Source organism: Acinetobacter sp. Q85-2, assembly GCF_013420555.1.
Taxonomy (GTDB): domain Bacteria; phylum Pseudomonadota; class Gammaproteobacteria; order Pseudomonadales; family Moraxellaceae; genus Acinetobacter; species Acinetobacter indicus.
Window position 1 is genome coordinate 1 of sequence record NZ_VOXW01000024.1, and the last position, 16,837, is coordinate 16,837.

Below are 16,837 nucleotides of genomic sequence, written 5' to 3' on the forward strand. Positions count from 1 at the left end.
AGATGAAATTAACTTAAATATTTTTAATAACTTATTATCTTTCGACCACCGGGAAAATTTCTTGAATATGGAGTTTGGCTTTCCGAAGGCAGCAGGTAAATCCCGCCACGGGCAGCCTGTACGGATTTTATAAAGAATAGCTTCAATAAAATTTCGAAGATTTTGTTTGAGATAAATACGAAAATTACGGAAAATGTTTTCTAACTTAGACCAGTGTTGATCAGTCAATATTGTACGAGGCATAGCGAGGAGTAGATTTGGTTTGGCGATTAAATTCTACTTTTTCGCTATTTTTTTTGCACAGTAAATGTCAACAGACCCTAAAATATCAGCACTAATGATTGATTTTAATTTGTAAAAAATTGCTAAAAAGCCGATCAAGCATTGATCGAAGGTCGAATTTAAAGCTATTATCAAATAATACAAAATATAGTTTCACTATACAAAATAAAAGAACGCAAGCGATAGGAGAGAGCTTCAATGAGCACACAGCCATGGATTGCTGAATATCAAAAATGGAATGTAAATCCTGAATTTACTCAGCCAGATCCCACCCAGACCTTGAGTCAGACCATCGCTGAAAATCTAGAGAAATTTCAGGATAAAACAGCCTTTATCTATTTAGATAAAAAGTTCAGTTATCATGATATTGATGTGTATAGCCAGAAAATGGCGACCTTTTTACAGAATTTGGGGCTAGAGGCGGGTAGCCGTATTGCGGTGATGCTGCCAAATATTATTCAGTATCCAATTGCAACCTTTGCCATTATTCGTGCCGGTTATATTCTGGTGAATGTCAATCCGATGTATACCCAGCGTGAGCTGTATCATCAGTTGCAGGATTCTGGTGCAGAAGCTTTATTTATCCTGAATCAGACTTTAGATCAGCTCAAGGATCTGGATGAATGCCAGACGCTTAAATATGTGATTTCGACCCATCCACTGGATCTGGTGAAAGCGCAAGATACCGTAGTGCATCCACAGGCAGCGCAATATCCGGCCAAGACATTCTTTGATTTTAAGCAGGCACTTGATCAGGTCGACACGATTGATTTTAAAACACCACCCCAACAGCAAAATGACACAGTCATTCTGCAATATACCGGTGGCACAACAGGTTTATCTAAAGGCGCTGAACTGAGTCACCGCAATATTTTATTTAATATTGCCCAGAACAGTACCGTGTTTATTAGCCATTTTGGCGACCGGATGGCAGAAGAACATGAATATGTATTTTGTGCCTTGCCGCTCTACCATATTTATGGGTTTACCATCTGTTTGTTCAGTTATGGCCTGAGCCGTGGTTTTGCCAATGTGCTGATTCCGAATCCGAGAGATTTAGACGCTTTAATTGACCAGTATGCCAAGCATCCTCCGACGGTTTTTCCGGGGGTAAACACCATGTTTAATGCCTTGGCACATCATCCACGTTTTAGAAGTCTGGATCATCGTCAGCTGAAGACCACCACCGGTGGGGGTGCGCCGGTACTGAAAGCCACAGCTGACCTGTGGTATGAAGTCACAGGCCGTTATATTTATGAAGGCTATGGTTTATCCGAAACTTCACCGACTGCAACTTTTAACCCGCCTTTAAGCCAGCGTTTTAGTGGCACCATCGGTTTACCTTTGGCAGGTACCGATATTCTGATTCTGGATGATGCAGGCCAACCGGTAGCGATTAACCAAGCTGGAGAAATTGCCATTCGCGGTCCACAGGTGATGAAAGGCTATTGGCAGCAACCGGAAGCCACGGCGCAGGTATTTACCAAAGATGGCTTTTTCCTGACTGGCGATATTGGCTGTATGAATGAACAGGGCTATATCAGTATCCTTGACCGTAAAAAAGACATGATTCTGGTGTCTGGCTTTAATGTGTATCCGAATGAACTGGAATATGTGCTGTCTCAACATGTCAAAGTGTTAGAAAGTGCTGTGATTGGAATTGATGATGAAAAGTCTGGTCAGGTCCCGAAAGCATTTATTGTTAAACAGGATGCTAGCCTGAGCGAAGATGAAGTCATGGCTTATTTAAGACAGCATTTAACCAGTTATAAACTGCCTAAATATATTGAGTTTGTGGCGGAGCTGCCAAAATCTGCAGTCGGAAAAATCTTGCGTCGGGAATTGCCGAAAACCCATCAGGCGGATGCTACAGCCTGCTAGTTCAGATTTAAGAGAGACGTAGGAGAGGAAACTCTCCAATAAAAAAGGAATCCGAGGATTCCTTTTTTATTGTCGGTGGGATGCCGCCTTAGCGCTGCTGGATAATCTTTTTGGCTTTATATGCCTGCATTTCTTCTGCGCTTAAAAACTGGCTTAAGATATTGTCGGTATCTTCACCTAAGCACGGTGGGGCTTTTTTATATTCAACCGGGGTTTTGGACAGTTTAATTGGCGAGCCAATTGAGGTGTAATCTTCGCGCAGGGTATGCGGCATCTGAATTACCATTTCACGTGCCAGCACCTGTTCTTCTTCCAGAGTCTGTTGCAGGTTATTGATCATGCCCACAGGGACCTTGACGGCGTGAATTAAATCGACCCAGGTTTTGGCCGGTTGGGTATAAAAATGTTGCTGTAAAATTTGGGTGACTTCTTCACGATGCATCACTCGGCCAGAGTTGCGACTAAAACGCGGATCTTTCGGTACTTCAGGTAGGCCTATGGCATCACACAGCGCCAAGAACTGCTGATCATTGCCGCAGGCAATAATAAATTCGCCTTCCTGCGCCTTAAATACCTGATAAGGCACAATATTGGCATGTGCATTACCAAAACGGCCCGGCACTTTGCCTGAGGTCAAATAATTCATGGCCAGCACCGATAAAGAGGCCACCTGAGTATCTAACAAGGCCATATCAATATGTTGGCCTTCACCGGTTTTTTCACGCGACAGTAAGGCGGCCTGAATGGCAATTGCAGAATATAAACCGGTGGTCAGATCGGCAAAAGCCAATCCAGCTTTTTGCGGGCCGCCACCGGGTAAATCATCGCGTTCACCGGTAACGCTCATCATGCCGCCCATGCCTTGAATAATAAAGTCATAACCCGGTTCATGAGCACGTGGACCATGCTGGCCAAAACCGGTAATCGAACAATACACCAGACGCGGGTTTATATGGCTCAGGCTTTCATAGTCCAGACCATATTTTTTCAAAGAACCGGCTTTATAGTTTTCAATGACCACATCACTGGTTTCAGCAATTTTTTTAATAATCTGCTGGCCTTCCGGGGTTGATAGATCAACAGCTACGGAATGTTTGCCACGATTGGCCGAAAGATAATAGGCAGATTCATGGGTATCTTGTTGCTGGTTGTTTTTAAGCCAGGGCGGTCCCCAGATGCGCGTATCATCGCCATGATCAGGCTTTTCAATTTTAATTACTTCTGCACCCAGATCGGCCAGAATTTGACTACACCAAGGTCCAGCCAAAATACGGCTGAGATCCAATACCCGAAAGCCTGTTAAAGCACCCATCTATTCTCACACTCCTTGTTCCGTTTTTATTTCATGTCTACATATTTTAATAATCACAGTAAACCTATATTAAAACGATCCAACACTCAACTATGCGACCGTTAATTTCGTATAACAAAATAATATATCAAAATTTGTTTAAAATTACTTTTATCTTGTCTACCCTGAGTGAGCTAAAAAGAACGACCAAAAAACAAACAGAGGCTGAGAAGTCTTCATGACAGCAACAAAAAGATCAGGAGTAGCACAGCTATGGATTGAAAAACGCAGCACAACAATAGGCTCACATCAGGAACTTCGTGAGCGATAAGCAACTGAAAAATAAACAAGGAATAGAAAGAACAAGGATATTTAATTCATGACGGATTTGGTAACTGAGCTAAAAAAGATTCAACCCACCACCAAAAGAACCCAGCAAATTGCATTTGTATTTGCCTTTCTGGCGCTGCTGGTCGATGGGGCAGACATGCTCTTGCTCTCCTTTAGCTTAAACAGTCTGAAAGCAGAATTTGGCTTAAGCAATTTACAGACTGGTGCCCTGGGAAGTGCGACGCTGGCCGGCATGGCCGTAGGTGGTTTTCTTGGTGGCTGGGCCTGCGACCGGTTGGGTCGGGTTCGGACGGTAGTGATTTCAATCTTAATCTTTTCAATTTTAACAGCCGCACTGGGCTTTACCCAAAATTTTAAACAGTTCGCCATTCTGCGCTTTTTGTCTGCCTTTGGTATTGGTTCACTGTATATTGCAGCGAATACACTCATGGCAGAGTATGTACCGACCGAATATCGCACCACAGTATTGGGAACCCTACAAGCCGGCTGGATTATTCCGGAATATGGCTGGCGTATGCTGTTCTTTATTGCCATTATTCCATCGGTGCTGGCGATTTTTATTCAGAAACTGGTGCCAGAACCAGAATCTTGGCAACGTGCAAGATTACAGCGCTTGTATGGGCCTGCTGAAACTCAAGTCAAACAGCCTGAGAAAAAGAGTACAGTTAAAGAGATTTTTGCAGACCCGCGTAACCGTAGAATGTTTATTTTATGGATTCTCACTGCCGGCTTTTTACAGTTTGGCTATTACGGAGTAAACAACTGGATGCCAGCTTATTTAGAATCCGAGTTACATATGGATTTTAAATCAATGGCGGGCTATATGATTGGGACCTATGTCGCCATGATTTTCGGTAAAGTTCTGGCCGGTTTTGCTGCAGACCGTTTAGGCCGTCGTTTTGTATTTTCCTTTGGTGCAATTGGGACCGCGATCTTCCTGCCAGTGATTGTGCTGTTTAATAGCCCGGACAATATTGCCTATCTGCTCATTTTCTTTGGTTTCCTGTACGGTATTCCGTATGCCATTAATGCGACGTATATGACTGAAAGTTTTGCAACTTCCATTCGTGGTACCGCGGTTGGCGGTGCCTATAATGCCGGGCGTATTGGTGCCATGTTTGCACCTGCAATTATTGGTGCAGCGGCGAGTGGAGGATCAATTGGTTTAGGCTTCCTGATTATGGGCGGCGCCTATTTCTTATGTGGTGCAGTATCGGGAATCTTTATTAAAGATCGTCAATACGACCCGCAAAAGGCTTAGAGTTTTTAAATCAGCTGATCAAGTAATAAAAAAATGAGCCTTGAAAGGCTCATTTTTTTGATTCCAGAAGTCTTATCTTCAATGTTTAATCAAACGTCCGAAGCAGTATTCTTCTGGGCAATTTGAATGCTCTTTAGCCCATCATTCACTTTGTTTAACAGGTGAATCAGAGTCACCACATCATCAAAGGCCAATGTATTTAAAGCCTGGCCATAAAAATTAAAGAAGTCATCTTGCAGGCTGTCCCAGGTTTTAAGACCTGCATCGGTCAGCGCAACATTTTTTGCACGGCGGTCCTGTTCATTAATCACGCGCTGTACCAGACCTTCGCGTTCCAGCCGTTTTAATACGGCATCCAGGTTTTGACGGCTCACACCCAGATAGTCGGTTAAATCGGAAAATGACATTCCGGATAGAACCCGTGGGCGAGACAAAGCCCCTAAAACTGCCCAGTGCACCGGAGAAATCCCCAATTCGTTGGAGCATTTGCGGTCCAGTGTATTTCCCACCTGAAACAGTCTAAAAAAAAGTCTATTGTGGGCGGAATATAAGGATTGATCATATTTTTTTGTTAGAGCATCAGTCATTCTAAAAGACCACCCTGATCAAATTCATTCAATAAGCTGCATTATACTCAAAAGGTATCTTGTATAAATCAGACTCTGTTTTCTATCTGGCTGTAATTCAAAGGGGATCAGCAATTTTTCTTTGCTGGTCGTGCCCACATTTTTGCGCCTCCGTTCAGTACTGTATAGATGAACCATCCTCTTTCTTGGTTCTGTCACATCTGCTTGCTTTACGCATAAAACTTAAGGTTAAAGCCAATTTATGTCAATGTGTTTATTTTTAATAAATTATAAATAATTGATATATTTAATTTAAATTAATTTTAAATTTTATTTTATGTAAATGTATTGACATAAAATTATTCTACTCCTATTGTAAAGAACATGGGTATTGAATAAAAAACGGCCAGGCAAATTGGCATAAGAACAGCGCAGGGAGACATAAATGAAAGGCTTAAAGGATAAAGTGGTTATTGTGACAGGCGGTGCAGGTGGAATTGGTTCAGCAACCTGTCGCCGGCTGGCAGAAGAGGGCGCTAAAGTCGCAATCTTTGATATGAATATGACCGCAGCAGAGCAGTTGGCGCAGGAGATTAACCAGCAGAACGGTCAGGCATTGGCAGTACAGTGTGATATTACCAATCACAATACAGTTGAGCAGGCTGTACAGCAGGTCGAAAGCCAGCTGGGGCCGGTAGATGGCCTAGTCAATAATGCCGGTTGGGATATTTTTAAGCCTTTTGTTAAAACCAATCCACAGGAATGGGACAAGCTGATCCAGATTAATCTGGTTGGTATGCTGAATATGCATTTTGCTGTCCTGAAGGGCATGGTTGAGCGTAATACGGGCAGTATCGTCAATATTGCATCAGATGCTGCGCGCGTCGGTTCTTCAGGTGAAGCGGTTTATGCGGCCTGTAAAGGTGGACTGCTGTCATTTTCGAAAACGCTGGCACGTGAGCATTCGCGTCATAACATCAAGATTAATGTGATTTGCCCGGGTCCAACCGATACAGCACTCTTGGCTGGCGTGACCGAAGGTGCATCGAATCCGGAAAAATTACGGGAAGCCTTTATCCGCTCAATTCCACTGGGCCGTTTGGGGCAACCTGAAGATTTGGCCTCTGCAATTGCCTTCTTTTTAAGTGAAGATGCCAGCTTTATTACCGGACAGGTGCTGAGTGTTTCAGGTGGTTTAACCATGAGTGGCTAAGTCGAAACCCGCATTAAAGGTCAAAAATAAAATCAGATGAGTACAGATAGGATTAATACAGGAAGTATAACCATGAATTTTGAAGATATTTTATATGAAGTGAAAAACGGCGTGGCCTGGATCACCATTAACCGCCCCGAAAAAATGAATGCCTTTCGCGGGACCACGTGTGATGAGCTAATCAAGGCTTTAAATAAGGCAGGCTATGACCGGGATGTGGGTGCCATTGTCCTGGCAGGAGCAGGTGAAAAAGCTTTCTGTACTGGCGGTGACCAGTCTGCACATGATGGTAATTATGATGGACGCGGCACCATTGGCCTACCGATGGAAGAATTACATACCGCCATCCGTGATGTGCCCAAACCGGTGATTGCCCGTGTACAAGGTTATGCAATTGGTGGCGGGAATGTGCTGGCGACCATTTGTGACCTGACCATCTGTTCTGAAAAAGCGATTTTTGGCCAGGTCGGTCCCAAAATGGGCTCTGTCGATCCGGGCTATGGCACAGCATATCTGGCGCGTGTCGTCGGCGAGAAAAAAGCCCGTGAAATCTGGTACTTGTGCCGCCGTTATAGCGGTCAGGAAGCGGTTGAAATCGGGCTGGCCAATAAGTGCGTACCGGCTGATCAGCTGGATGCCGAAGTACAGGCATGGGCAGAAGAAATCTGTCAGCGTAGTCCGACAGCAATTGCCATTGCCAAACGCAGTTTCAATATGGATACCGCACATCAGGCCGGAATTGCCGGGATGGGCATGTATGCCCTGAAACTGTATTACGACACAGAAGAATCGCGCGAAGGCGTTAATGCACTTAAAGAAAAACGCCAGCCTGAATTTCGTAAATTTTATAAATAATAAGGAAAATACGTATGACTCAAAATCCTTATATCACGGAAGAACTGGCATTTTTAGCAGAAACGGTTGAAAAATTTGCACAAAAATATATTGCACCCGGTTTTTTAGCGCGCGATCAAAGTCGTGTCTTTGATCGTGACCTGGTGAAAAAAATGGGCGAGATGGGTTTTATTGCACCAGAACTTCCAGAACAATACGGCGGCCAGGGCATGGGCCGGCTGGCTGCGGGTATTATTCATGAAGCGGTGGCCAAGGCCGATTTAAGTTTCTCCTATATTAACTTGCTGGCTTCCTTAAATGGACAGATTCTGGCGGAACATGGTCAACCTGAGGTGGTGGAACCGTGGCTGAGAAAGCTGACCGCAGGTGAAGCCATTTTCTCAATTGCACTCACCGAGCCACGTGGGGGTTCAGATGCCGCCAACTTGCGTTTAAAAATTGAACGTGAGGGAGATGAATATGTCATTAACGGTGAAAAAACCTCGATTTCTGCAGCTGATCAGGCTGATGCATCGGTGGTGTTTGGACGTACCGGTTCGGTTGAAGATGGTGCACATGGCGTAACGGCATTGCTGGTGCCGATGGACTTGCCGGGTATTAGCACCACACGTTTTGATTGTCATGGCCAGCGTGCCATTGGTCGCGGTTCCATTTTCTTTGATAACGTTCGGGTTCCGGTCAATCATCGCCTGGGAGATGAAAACAAAGGGTTTGTCCAGGTTATGCAAGGATTTGACTTTTCCCGTGCCTTGATTGGTTTACAGGTGCTGGCTGTAGCACGGGTGAGCCTGGATGAAGCCTGGGAATATGCAGCGCAGCGCGAAGCTTTTGGCCAGCCACTCACGGCATTTCAGGGCATTTCACATCCTCTGGCTGAATATGAAACCCAGGTCGAAGCCGCACGGTTATTGTGTTTGCAAACGTTATGGCTAAAAGACAACCATTTACCGCACACCTCTGAAGCCGGGATGTGTAAATGGTGGGGGCCGAAACTGGCCTATGATGTGATTCATCAATGCTTACTGACCTTTGGTCATGCAGGCTATGACCGCGGAGTGATGGAGCAGCGTATGCGCGATGTACTGGGCTTCCAGATTGGTGATGGCACTGCGCAAATTATGAAAACTATTATTGCGCGTAAAAAAGCCGGACGCAAAGCTGTCCCGGCCTGATGGAAACAGGTCAGCATCATCGTTTATCAAAAGTACTGATCACAATCGCATACCACGTGTTGCTGTGCGATTGGTCAAGCAGATCTATCTACAAATAGTGCCTCACGCTTAAGCACTTTAACAAAGTGAACAGGCGGATCATGATAAAAATGGAGTTATGGAATGGATTTCGATGCGGTTCTTCTACCCCCACGCCGGGAAAAAATGGTGCAACAAGGCTACTGGCTAAATAAAACCATCCTGCAATCATTAGATGAAGCAGTACAGCAAGATCCAGATAAAATAGCCTTGGTCAGCTATAAAACTGAAAGTCAGTCAGAGCAAAGTTTTACTTACCGGCAAATGCTGGAGACAGCCAATAAAATTTCGTTGGGATTAAAACAGTTAGGTGTACAGAAACAGGATATTGTGTCTTGCCAACTTCCCAACTGGTGGGAGTTCACTTTATTGTATATCGCCTGTCGTCGGATTGGGGCCGTACTCAATCCGCTGATGCCGATTTTTAGAGAGCGTGAACTGTCATTTATGCTGAAACATACGGAAAGTAAGGTTTTTATTGTACCGAAAGTCTTCCGTAAATTTGACCATGAAAAACTGGCCTATCAGTTACAACGTCATATTGAAAGTTTGCAACAGGTGATTGTGGTCGGTGGAGAGGGTGAGAATAGTTTTGAAAAATTATTACTTAACCACGGTCTGGAGAATGATCCGCAAATCCTGAATAGCCTGAATGAAGTCACCATCACCGCTGATGATATTGCACAGCTGGTCTTTACCTCCGGCACTACCGGTGAACCCAAAGGGGTGATGCATAGTGCAAATACCTTATTTGCCAATATTGTTCCCTATGCTGAACGTTTACATTTGAACCACAACGATGTGATTTTTATGGGATCACCAATGGCGCATCAAACCGGTTTTATGTATGGGCTGATCATGCCGGTTTTATTAAAAGCCAAAGCCGTCTTGCAGGATGTCTGGGATGTCAATCTCGCCATTGAGCTGATGCATCAGCATCAGGTGACTTTTACCATGGCGTCGACCCCATTTTTAAATGATTTATCTGAAGCCGTCTTACACAACCATCAGACTTTAGACAGTTTAAAAATATTCCTGTGTGCGGGCGCACCGATTCCAAGCACCTTGGTACAAAAAGCACGTCAGAATATAGGCGTTAAAGTCATTTCAGCTTGGGGTATGACCGAATGCGGCGCAGTAACCACCACCCGCCCTGAAGATGAGGATGAGCGTTCCTTTAATACCGACGGCTTGCCACTTCCTGGCGTTGAAGTGAAAGTGGTTGGCGATGATGGTGAAGAATTAGCACCACATCAATCGGGCACCCTGATGATTCGCAGTTGTTCCAATTTTGGTGGCTATATGAAGCGCCCACATTTAAACGAAACCAGTGCAGATGACTGGTTCGATACTGGTGATATTGCCTATCTGGACGAGCAAGGTTATATCCGGATTGCTGGACGTAAAAAAGATGTGATTATTCGCGGTGGCGAAAATATTCCTGTGGCCGAAGTTGAATCTTTAATTTATTTACATCCAGATGTGGCAACGGTGGCGTTAATTCCGTATGCAGATGAGCGACTGGGCGAGAAAGCCTGCGCCATCGTGAAGCTCAAAGAAGGCACGCAAACCATGCAGTTAAAGGATTTGGTCGAGTTCCTGAAAGCACACAATCTGGCAATTCAGTATATTCCAGAGCGTTTAGAAATCTGGGATGAAATTCCAATGACCCCATCAGGGAAAATCCAGAAATTTAAACTTCGGGAAATGCTGGCCCAGCATATTGCATCTGCCAGTTAATTCCTTTCATTAAAAGCAAAACTCCTGATAATTAATTCAGGAGTTTTCTATTAAGCACAAAAAGCGATGACGTCGATGTCTATGCTTATTTCGAGAATTTCAATAACGCTTCTGCGGTCGCCTCTGAGGAGGCCGGATTCTGTCCGGTAATCAGCAAACCATCTTGCTGTACATGCACCTGCCAGTCCTCGGCTTTTGAATATTGCCCGCCGTATTCTTTCAGCATATCTTCAACTAAAAAGGGCACAATATTGGTTAGCCCAACTGCATCTTCTTCTGTATTGCTAAAACCGGTTACAGTCTTGCCTTTGACCAGCGGTTGGCCATCCTGTGCTTTGACATGACGTAATACTCCCAGCGCATGACAGACCAACGCCACCGGTTTATTGGCTTGCAATGTTTGTTCAATCAAAGAGATGGAGTCCGGGTCTTCGGCCAAATCCCATAAGGGTCCATGACCGCCCGGATAAAACACGGCATCAAAATCGGCAATCGACACCTCACTGAGTTTGCGTGTCTGCGCCAGATCTTGCATGGCGGCGGTATCCGCCTTAAAACGCTCGGTGGCTTTGGTCTGAGCATCGGGTTCATTACTTTTCGGATCAAGAGGCGGTTGACCACCTTTAGGAGAGGCCAAGGTCACCTCGGCGCCAGCATCAACAAAAGCATAATAAGGGGCGGCCAGTTCTTCCAGCCAGAAACCGGTCTGTTTGCCTGTATCACCCAGACGGTCATGAGAGGTCAGCACGATGAGAATCTTCATATCATTTTCCTGAATGGTTCATATTATTCGGTTCATCGACTGTTAATTTAGCAAGCGTAATGGGCGCTAAGTGTTGTGATACGTTCAGTTGCTGTATCGGCATGTGTCAATCTCCAGATACTGCAAAGGATTTTAAGTGCCCATTAACAGGGCCTGCTGCACATCGGCCTGTTTGCGCAGGAAATCCCAGACCAGTTTGATTTTCGGCTCATGCTGTAAATCAACTAGGGTCAACATCCAGAAGGTATGGGTAAAACTGACCTGATCGCCCAGAACTTCTTGCAGATCGGGTTTATCATGCACCAGAAATCGCGGCAAAATTGCCAGTCCGGCGCCGGTACTGACCGCAATCTGCTGGGCCAGAATACTGTTACTGCGAAAACAAGCTGTCACTTGCAGCGGCAAACGTTCCAGCGAATACAGCGCCGAGCTATACACCAGATCATCAATATAATCGACAAATCGGTGCTGTTTCAGATCTTCCAGCTGTCTAATTGGTGGATTTTGCTGTAAATAGCTTTGACTGCCGTACAGTTTTAAACAGTAATTTGAGAGTCGGGTAATGATATAAGGCCCGGATTTGGGCCGGTCAATTGAAATGACAATATCGGCCTCACGATGTGAAAGTTTGATGGTTTTTGGCACCGGAATCAGGTCAATAGTCAGCGAAGGATAATGCTGTGAAAACTCCGCCAGCAGCCGGGCCAGAAACGCCGTCCCGAAACCTTCCGGCGCACCAATGCGTACCCGGCCTTGTAAAGGGTCATGGCGTTTATCAATCTGGATAAAAGACTGTTCCATCTGTTCGACGCGGGGCACCAGTGCCAGACCTTCCGCAGTCAGCTCATAGCCTTTGGCTTCACGTTTAAACAGCTGGGTACCCAAGGTATTTTCCAGCGCCTGAATGCGCCGTGCCACGGTGCTGTGTTCCACTTCCATCAGGCGCGCAGCATTGGTGAGGGTTTTGGCCCGGGCCAAGACCAGAAAAAAGCGTAAGTGATCCCAATCAACTTTCATTTTATGTTTAACATCCTGTTAAATCTCTGTGCAAATTTGCACAATCGTCGTGCGCCAATCTCTATTGGTGCCAAAAGTGTTCTTTGTTAGTCTGCTGAAACAGCGTAAAAATAATACGTTAAAAACAGCCAGTAAAGGCAGATAAAACGACAATAACAAACCAGCACGGAGCGACCATGAACGCGATTCATCATCCCCATTCGAATACCGGCCTCACCACGGCAAAACTGCTGATTAATGGTGAATTTATCGACTCCAGAACCAGTCATTGGCAAGATATTGTCAATCCTGCTACCCAGGAGGTTCTGGGTCAGGTGCCGTTTGCCACTGCAGAAGAAGTCAATGCCGCCATTGCCGCAGCCCAACAGGCTTTTGCCAGCTGGCGTGAAACACCTATTCAGGCCCGTATGCGGATTATGCTGAAACTGCAGGAGCTGATCCGTCAAAACTTAAAAAGTATTGCACAAGTCCTGACCGCTGAACAGGGCAAAACATTAGCAGATGCCGAAGGTGATATTCAGCGTGGCCTGGAAGTGGTGGAACATGCCTGCTCGGTCGGTTCGCTGCAAATGGGTGAGTATATTGAAGGCGTGGCGCGCGGGGTGGATACCTATACCATGCAGCAACCCTTAGGTGTCTGTGCCGGAATTACCCCGTTTAATTTCCCTGCGATGATTCCGTTGTGGATGTTCCCAATGGCCATTGTCTGCGGCAATACTTTTGTCTTAAAGCCGTCGGAGCAGGATCCGCTATCAACCATGATGCTGGTCGAACTGGCGATGCAGGCTGGTGTTCCTGCCGGGGTACTGAATGTGGTGCATGGTGGTAAAGAAGTGGTCGATCTGCTGTGTACGCATTCTGATATCAAGGCCATTTCCTTTGTCGGTTCTACGGCGGTGGGTACCCATGTCTATAACCTGGCAGGCCAGCATGGCAAACGGGTACAGTCAATGATGGGCGCCAAAAACCATGTGGTGGTAATGCCGGATGCCGATAAAGAACAGACCTTAAATGCCTTGGTTGGTGCAGCCTTTGGCGCCGCCGGTCAGCGCTGTATGGCCCTGTCTGTGGCGGTGATGGTCGGTGAAAGCAAGCATTGGGTCGATGAGCTGGTCAATAAAGCCAAAACCTTAAAGGTCAATGCTGGCCATGAACCGAATACCGATGTCGGACCGGTCATCTCAACCCGTGCCAAAGCCCGTGTGATTGACCTGATTAACAGTGGTGTCGAGCAGGGTGCAGAACTGCTGCTAGATGGCCGCGAGGTGCAGGTTGCCGGCTATGAGCAAGGCAATTTTGTTGGTCCGACCATTTTTAATCAGGTCACGACCGAGATGCGCATTTATAAGGAAGAAATCTTTGGTCCGGTCTTGGCCATCATTCATGTCGATACGTTAGAACAGGCTATTCAGCTGATTAATACCAATCCGTTTGGTAATGGCGTGGGCTTATTTACCCAAAGCGGCAGTACCGCACGTACTTTCCAGAACCAGATTGATATTGGTCAGGTCGGTATTAATATTCCAATTCCGGTGCCGGTACCATTTTTCAGTTTTACCGGTTCCCGTGGCTCCAAACTCGGTGATTTAGGCCCGTATGGCAAACAGGCCGTGCAGTTCTATACCCAGACCAAAACTATCACCAGCCGCTGGTTTGAAGATGATCAGGAAAGTGCTGGTGTGAATACCACCATCAGTCTGCGTTAAGGAGAATGACCATGAAAATTGCATTTATTGGTTTAGGCAACATGGGCGGCTCCATGGCACAGAACTTACTCAAAGCCGGCCATCAAGTGTTTGGCTATGACTTGAGCGAGATCGCTTTAGAACATTTTGCCCAGGCCGGTGGCGTGGTTTGCCAGAGTCCGCGAGATGCAGCCCAACAGGCCAATGTGGTGGTGACCATGCTACCTGCGGCCCAGCATGTACGCACGGTGTATCTGGGTGAACAGGGTATTTTAAACGTGCTGCCGGCTGGCAGTTTATGTATCGACAGCAGCACCATTGACCCGAAAACCATTCAGGTCGTGGACGCAGCCGCACAGGCTCGACAGATTCAGGTCTGTGATGCACCGGTGTCTGGTGGAACCTTAGGCGCCAAAGAGGGCACCTTGACCTTTATGGTTGGGGGCGATGCCGCCACATTTGAAGCAGTGAAGCCGGTACTGAGTGCGATGGGGAAAAATCTGGTGCATTGTGGTGCTATTGGCACCGGGCAGGTGGCAAAAATCTGTAATAACCTGATTCTGGGTATTTCCATGACGGCGGTCGCCGAAGGCATGGCACTGGGAGTAAAACTCGGGATTGATCCGCAAGCGCTGGCCGGAGTCATTAACAGCTCATCTGGGCGCTGCTGGAGTTCTGAAGTCTATAATCCGTGGCCAGATATCTGTGCCAATGCGCCAGCATCTCGTGGTTATACCGATGGTTTTGCCGCACAACTGATGCTGAAAGATTTAGGGCTGGCGGTTGATGCTGCACATCAGGCCGAGCATCCGATTGTTCTGGGCAGTCTGGTGCAACAGCTGTATCAGCAGTTGTGTCAGGAAGGTCATGCACATCTGGATTTCTCCAGCATCATGCATCATTATACCGCGCCAACAGCGTAAAAAAATAGCAACATGATGGAGCAGGGACAGGCTACATCCATACACCTTGTCAGTAATAACGATAAATTCAGGCTGAGGTACATATGTTAAATTATCAAAAAACGGTTCAGGAATTTGATCTCAATACGGTTGCACGCCAGTATCTGTCTGGCACCATGCAGGCACTTAATGCCTGTTTTGAATGCTGCGACCGCCACGCCGGTTCAGATGCGATTGCCTTGTACTGGCATGGTAAAGATGGCCGCAAAGAGCAGTACAGCTTTGCCGAGCTAAAAAAATATGCCAGCCAGTTTGCCAGCTTTTTAAAAGCGCAGGGTGTGCAAAAAGGTGACCGCGTTTCTGGCTTATTGCCACGCACTCCGGAACTGATCATTACTATTTTGGCCACCTGGCGAATTGGCGCGGTGTATCAGCCGCTGTTTACCGCCTTTGGACCCAAAGCCATTGAACACCGTATTCAGCTGGCTCAAAGCAAGCTGGTGGTCACCGATTTGGCCAACCGCGATAAATTGGTGGATATTGCGAACTGTCCAGACATTGTGACCGTGCATGCAGAGCGCCAGGCCGATGCCTATCCGCAAGATTTCAGTTTCTGGAGCGTATTGAAGGGTCAGGCCGAGCACTGTGAACTGGAAATGCTGACGATTGATGATCCATTTTTATTGATGTTTACTTCGGGCACCACCGGGCCGGCCAAACCGCTGAAAGTGCCACTAAAAGCCCTGATTGCATTTGGCGGCTATATGCAAAATGCCATTGGCCTGCAACCGGAAGATGCGTTCTGGAATATTGCAGATCCGGGCTGGGCGTATGGTCTGTACTATGCCATTACCGGGCCATTGCTACTGGGGCATTCGACCCTGTTTTATGAAGGTGGTTTTAATGCCGAAAGTGTCTGCGAAATTGTTCAGCAATATGGCATCACCAATCTGGCCGGTGCCCCGACGGCGTACCGGATGATGATGGCTGCCGATCAGGCACAGATGGCACAGCTACGTGGCAAATTACGCGTGGTCAGCAGTGCCGGCGAACCATTAAATCCAGAAGTAATCCGCTGGTTTGAACAGGTACTGGATGTGCCCATTTACGACCATTATGGCCAGACCGAAGTGGGGATGGTGGTGTGTAATCATCATGCCTTGGAACATCCGGTACGTTCAGGTTCAGCCGGCTTTGCCAGCCCGGGCTATACCATTGCCGTGGTTGATGAGCAGGGTCAGGCCTTAGCAGCAGATACTGCGGGCATTCTGGCGATTGATATCCGTCAATCACCAATGATGTGGTTTGGCGGTTATGAAGAAAGCCGTAAGTCACCATTTGTTGGAGATTATTACTTAACTGGCGATACCGCCGAAATTCACGCCGATGGCAGCATGAGCTTTGTCGGACGTAGTGATGATGTCATTACAACGTCAGGCTATCGGGTTGGCCCATTTGATGTGGAAAGCGCCTTGCTGGAACATGATGCGGTGATTGAAGCCGCCGTGATTGGTGTACCGGATCCGGAGCGTACCGAAGTAATTAAAGCCTTTGTGGTGCTGGCCCAGCAGGTACAAGCCACGCAACAACTTGAAGAAGAACTGGGACAGTTTGTCAAAAAACGTCTGTCTGCACATGCCTATCCACGCCTGATTGAATTTGTGACTGAACTGCCAAAAACCCCAAGTGGCAAAATCCAGCGCTTTTTACTGCGTAATCAGGAAATCAGCAAATTACAGCAGGCCAAAACTGCATAAAACGCTAAAAAACGAAAACGCCA

General features: G+C 46.5%; 14 protein-coding genes. 9 read left to right on the top strand and 5 right to left on the bottom strand.

Translation table 11 applies throughout. The features are described 5' to 3' along the window. Window positions 1–243, bottom strand: a 243-nt coding sequence (locus tag FTT68_RS11960; RefSeq protein ID WP_180057229.1) for a transposase, incomplete at its 3' end; no start/stop codon positions are given. A gap of 237 nt (window positions 244–480) precedes the next feature. Between FTT68_RS11960 and FTT68_RS11965 the strand changes: the two genes are divergently transcribed. Next, window positions 481–2,163 (top strand): AMP-binding protein, encoded by a 1,683-nt coding sequence (locus FTT68_RS11965; protein ID WP_180006497.1) that lies wholly within the window; start codon window positions 481–483, stop codon window positions 2,161–2,163. An 88-nt stretch (window positions 2,164–2,251) separates the two neighbouring features. Here the strand turns inward: FTT68_RS11965 and FTT68_RS11970 are convergent, their stop codons facing one another. Next, window positions 2,252–3,475, bottom strand: a complete 1,224-nt coding sequence (locus FTT68_RS11970; protein WP_005177978.1) for a CaiB/BaiF CoA-transferase family protein — start codon at window positions 3,473–3,475, stop codon at window positions 2,252–2,254. A 358-nt stretch (window positions 3,476–3,833) separates the two neighbouring features. On the opposite strand from FTT68_RS11970, the gene FTT68_RS11975 reads away from it, so the two are divergent. After that, window positions 3,834–5,066, top strand: coding sequence for an MFS transporter (locus tag FTT68_RS11975; RefSeq protein WP_180006498.1), 1,233 nt, complete (start codon window positions 3,834–3,836; stop codon window positions 5,064–5,066). A gap of 89 nt (window positions 5,067–5,155) precedes the next feature. On the opposite strand, the gene FTT68_RS11980 is transcribed toward FTT68_RS11975, so the two are convergent. Then, entirely contained in the window at window positions 5,156–5,653 is a 498-nt protein-coding gene (locus FTT68_RS11980) for a MarR family winged helix-turn-helix transcriptional regulator (RefSeq protein WP_005177946.1), read from the bottom strand. A gap of 424 nt (window positions 5,654–6,077) precedes the next feature. On the opposite strand from FTT68_RS11980, the gene FTT68_RS11985 reads away from it, so the two are divergent. From FTT68_RS11985 to aliA, 4 genes are all read left to right on the top strand, one after another. Next, a complete protein-coding gene (locus FTT68_RS11985; RefSeq protein ID WP_005177943.1) occupies window positions 6,078–6,845 on the top strand; it encodes a glucose 1-dehydrogenase in 768 nt (255 codons plus the stop codon). Between the two features lie 72 nt (window positions 6,846–6,917). Further along, window positions 6,918–7,700 carry a 2-ketocyclohexanecarboxyl-CoA hydrolase gene (gene badI / locus FTT68_RS11990; protein WP_005177941.1) on the top strand — a complete coding sequence of 261 codons (783 nt, stop codon included), beginning with the start codon at window positions 6,918–6,920 and terminating at the stop codon, window positions 7,698–7,700. A gap of 14 nt (window positions 7,701–7,714) precedes the next feature. Continuing rightward, entirely contained in the window at window positions 7,715–8,872 is a 1,158-nt protein-coding gene (gene aliB, locus FTT68_RS11995; RefSeq protein ID WP_005177939.1) for a cyclohexanecarboxyl-CoA dehydrogenase, read from the top strand. Between the two features lie 162 nt (window positions 8,873–9,034). Continuing rightward, complete coding sequence (gene aliA, locus FTT68_RS12000; protein WP_180006499.1) at window positions 9,035–10,690, top strand: cyclohexanecarboxylate-CoA ligase; 1,656 nt, start codon at window positions 9,035–9,037, stop codon at window positions 10,688–10,690. Window positions 10,691–10,775: 85 nt separating this feature from the next. Here aliA and FTT68_RS12005 read toward each other — a convergent pair whose 3' ends face one another. Both FTT68_RS12005 and FTT68_RS12010 read right to left on the bottom strand, forming a co-directional pair. Next, window positions 10,776–11,453, bottom strand: a complete 678-nt coding sequence (locus FTT68_RS12005) for a type 1 glutamine amidotransferase domain-containing protein (RefSeq protein WP_180036346.1) — start codon at window positions 11,451–11,453, stop codon at window positions 10,776–10,778. A 132-nt stretch (window positions 11,454–11,585) separates the two neighbouring features. After that, a complete protein-coding gene (locus FTT68_RS12010; RefSeq protein WP_104471333.1) occupies window positions 11,586–12,470 on the bottom strand; it encodes a LysR family transcriptional regulator in 885 nt (294 codons plus the stop codon). A gap of 176 nt (window positions 12,471–12,646) precedes the next feature. On the opposite strand from FTT68_RS12010, the gene FTT68_RS12015 reads away from it, so the two are divergent. The 3 genes from FTT68_RS12015 (at window position 12,647) to FTT68_RS12025 (ending at window position 16,814) form a co-directional block, all read left to right on the top strand. Next, window positions 12,647–14,176: a CoA-acylating methylmalonate-semialdehyde dehydrogenase gene (locus tag FTT68_RS12015; protein ID WP_168418666.1), complete on the top strand. Its 1,530-nt coding sequence runs from the start codon at window positions 12,647–12,649 to the stop codon at window positions 14,174–14,176. Window positions 14,177–14,187: 11 nt separating this feature from the next. Next, window positions 14,188–15,078 carry a 3-hydroxyisobutyrate dehydrogenase gene (gene mmsB / locus FTT68_RS12020; protein WP_180036345.1) on the top strand — a complete coding sequence of 297 codons (891 nt, stop codon included), beginning with the start codon at window positions 14,188–14,190 and terminating at the stop codon, window positions 15,076–15,078. 83 nt (window positions 15,079–15,161) lie between these two features. After that, window positions 15,162–16,814 carry an AMP-binding protein gene (locus tag FTT68_RS12025; protein ID WP_180175387.1) on the top strand — a complete coding sequence of 551 codons (1,653 nt, stop codon included), beginning with the start codon at window positions 15,162–15,164 and terminating at the stop codon, window positions 16,812–16,814. Window positions 16,815–16,837: the final 23 nt, after the last annotated feature.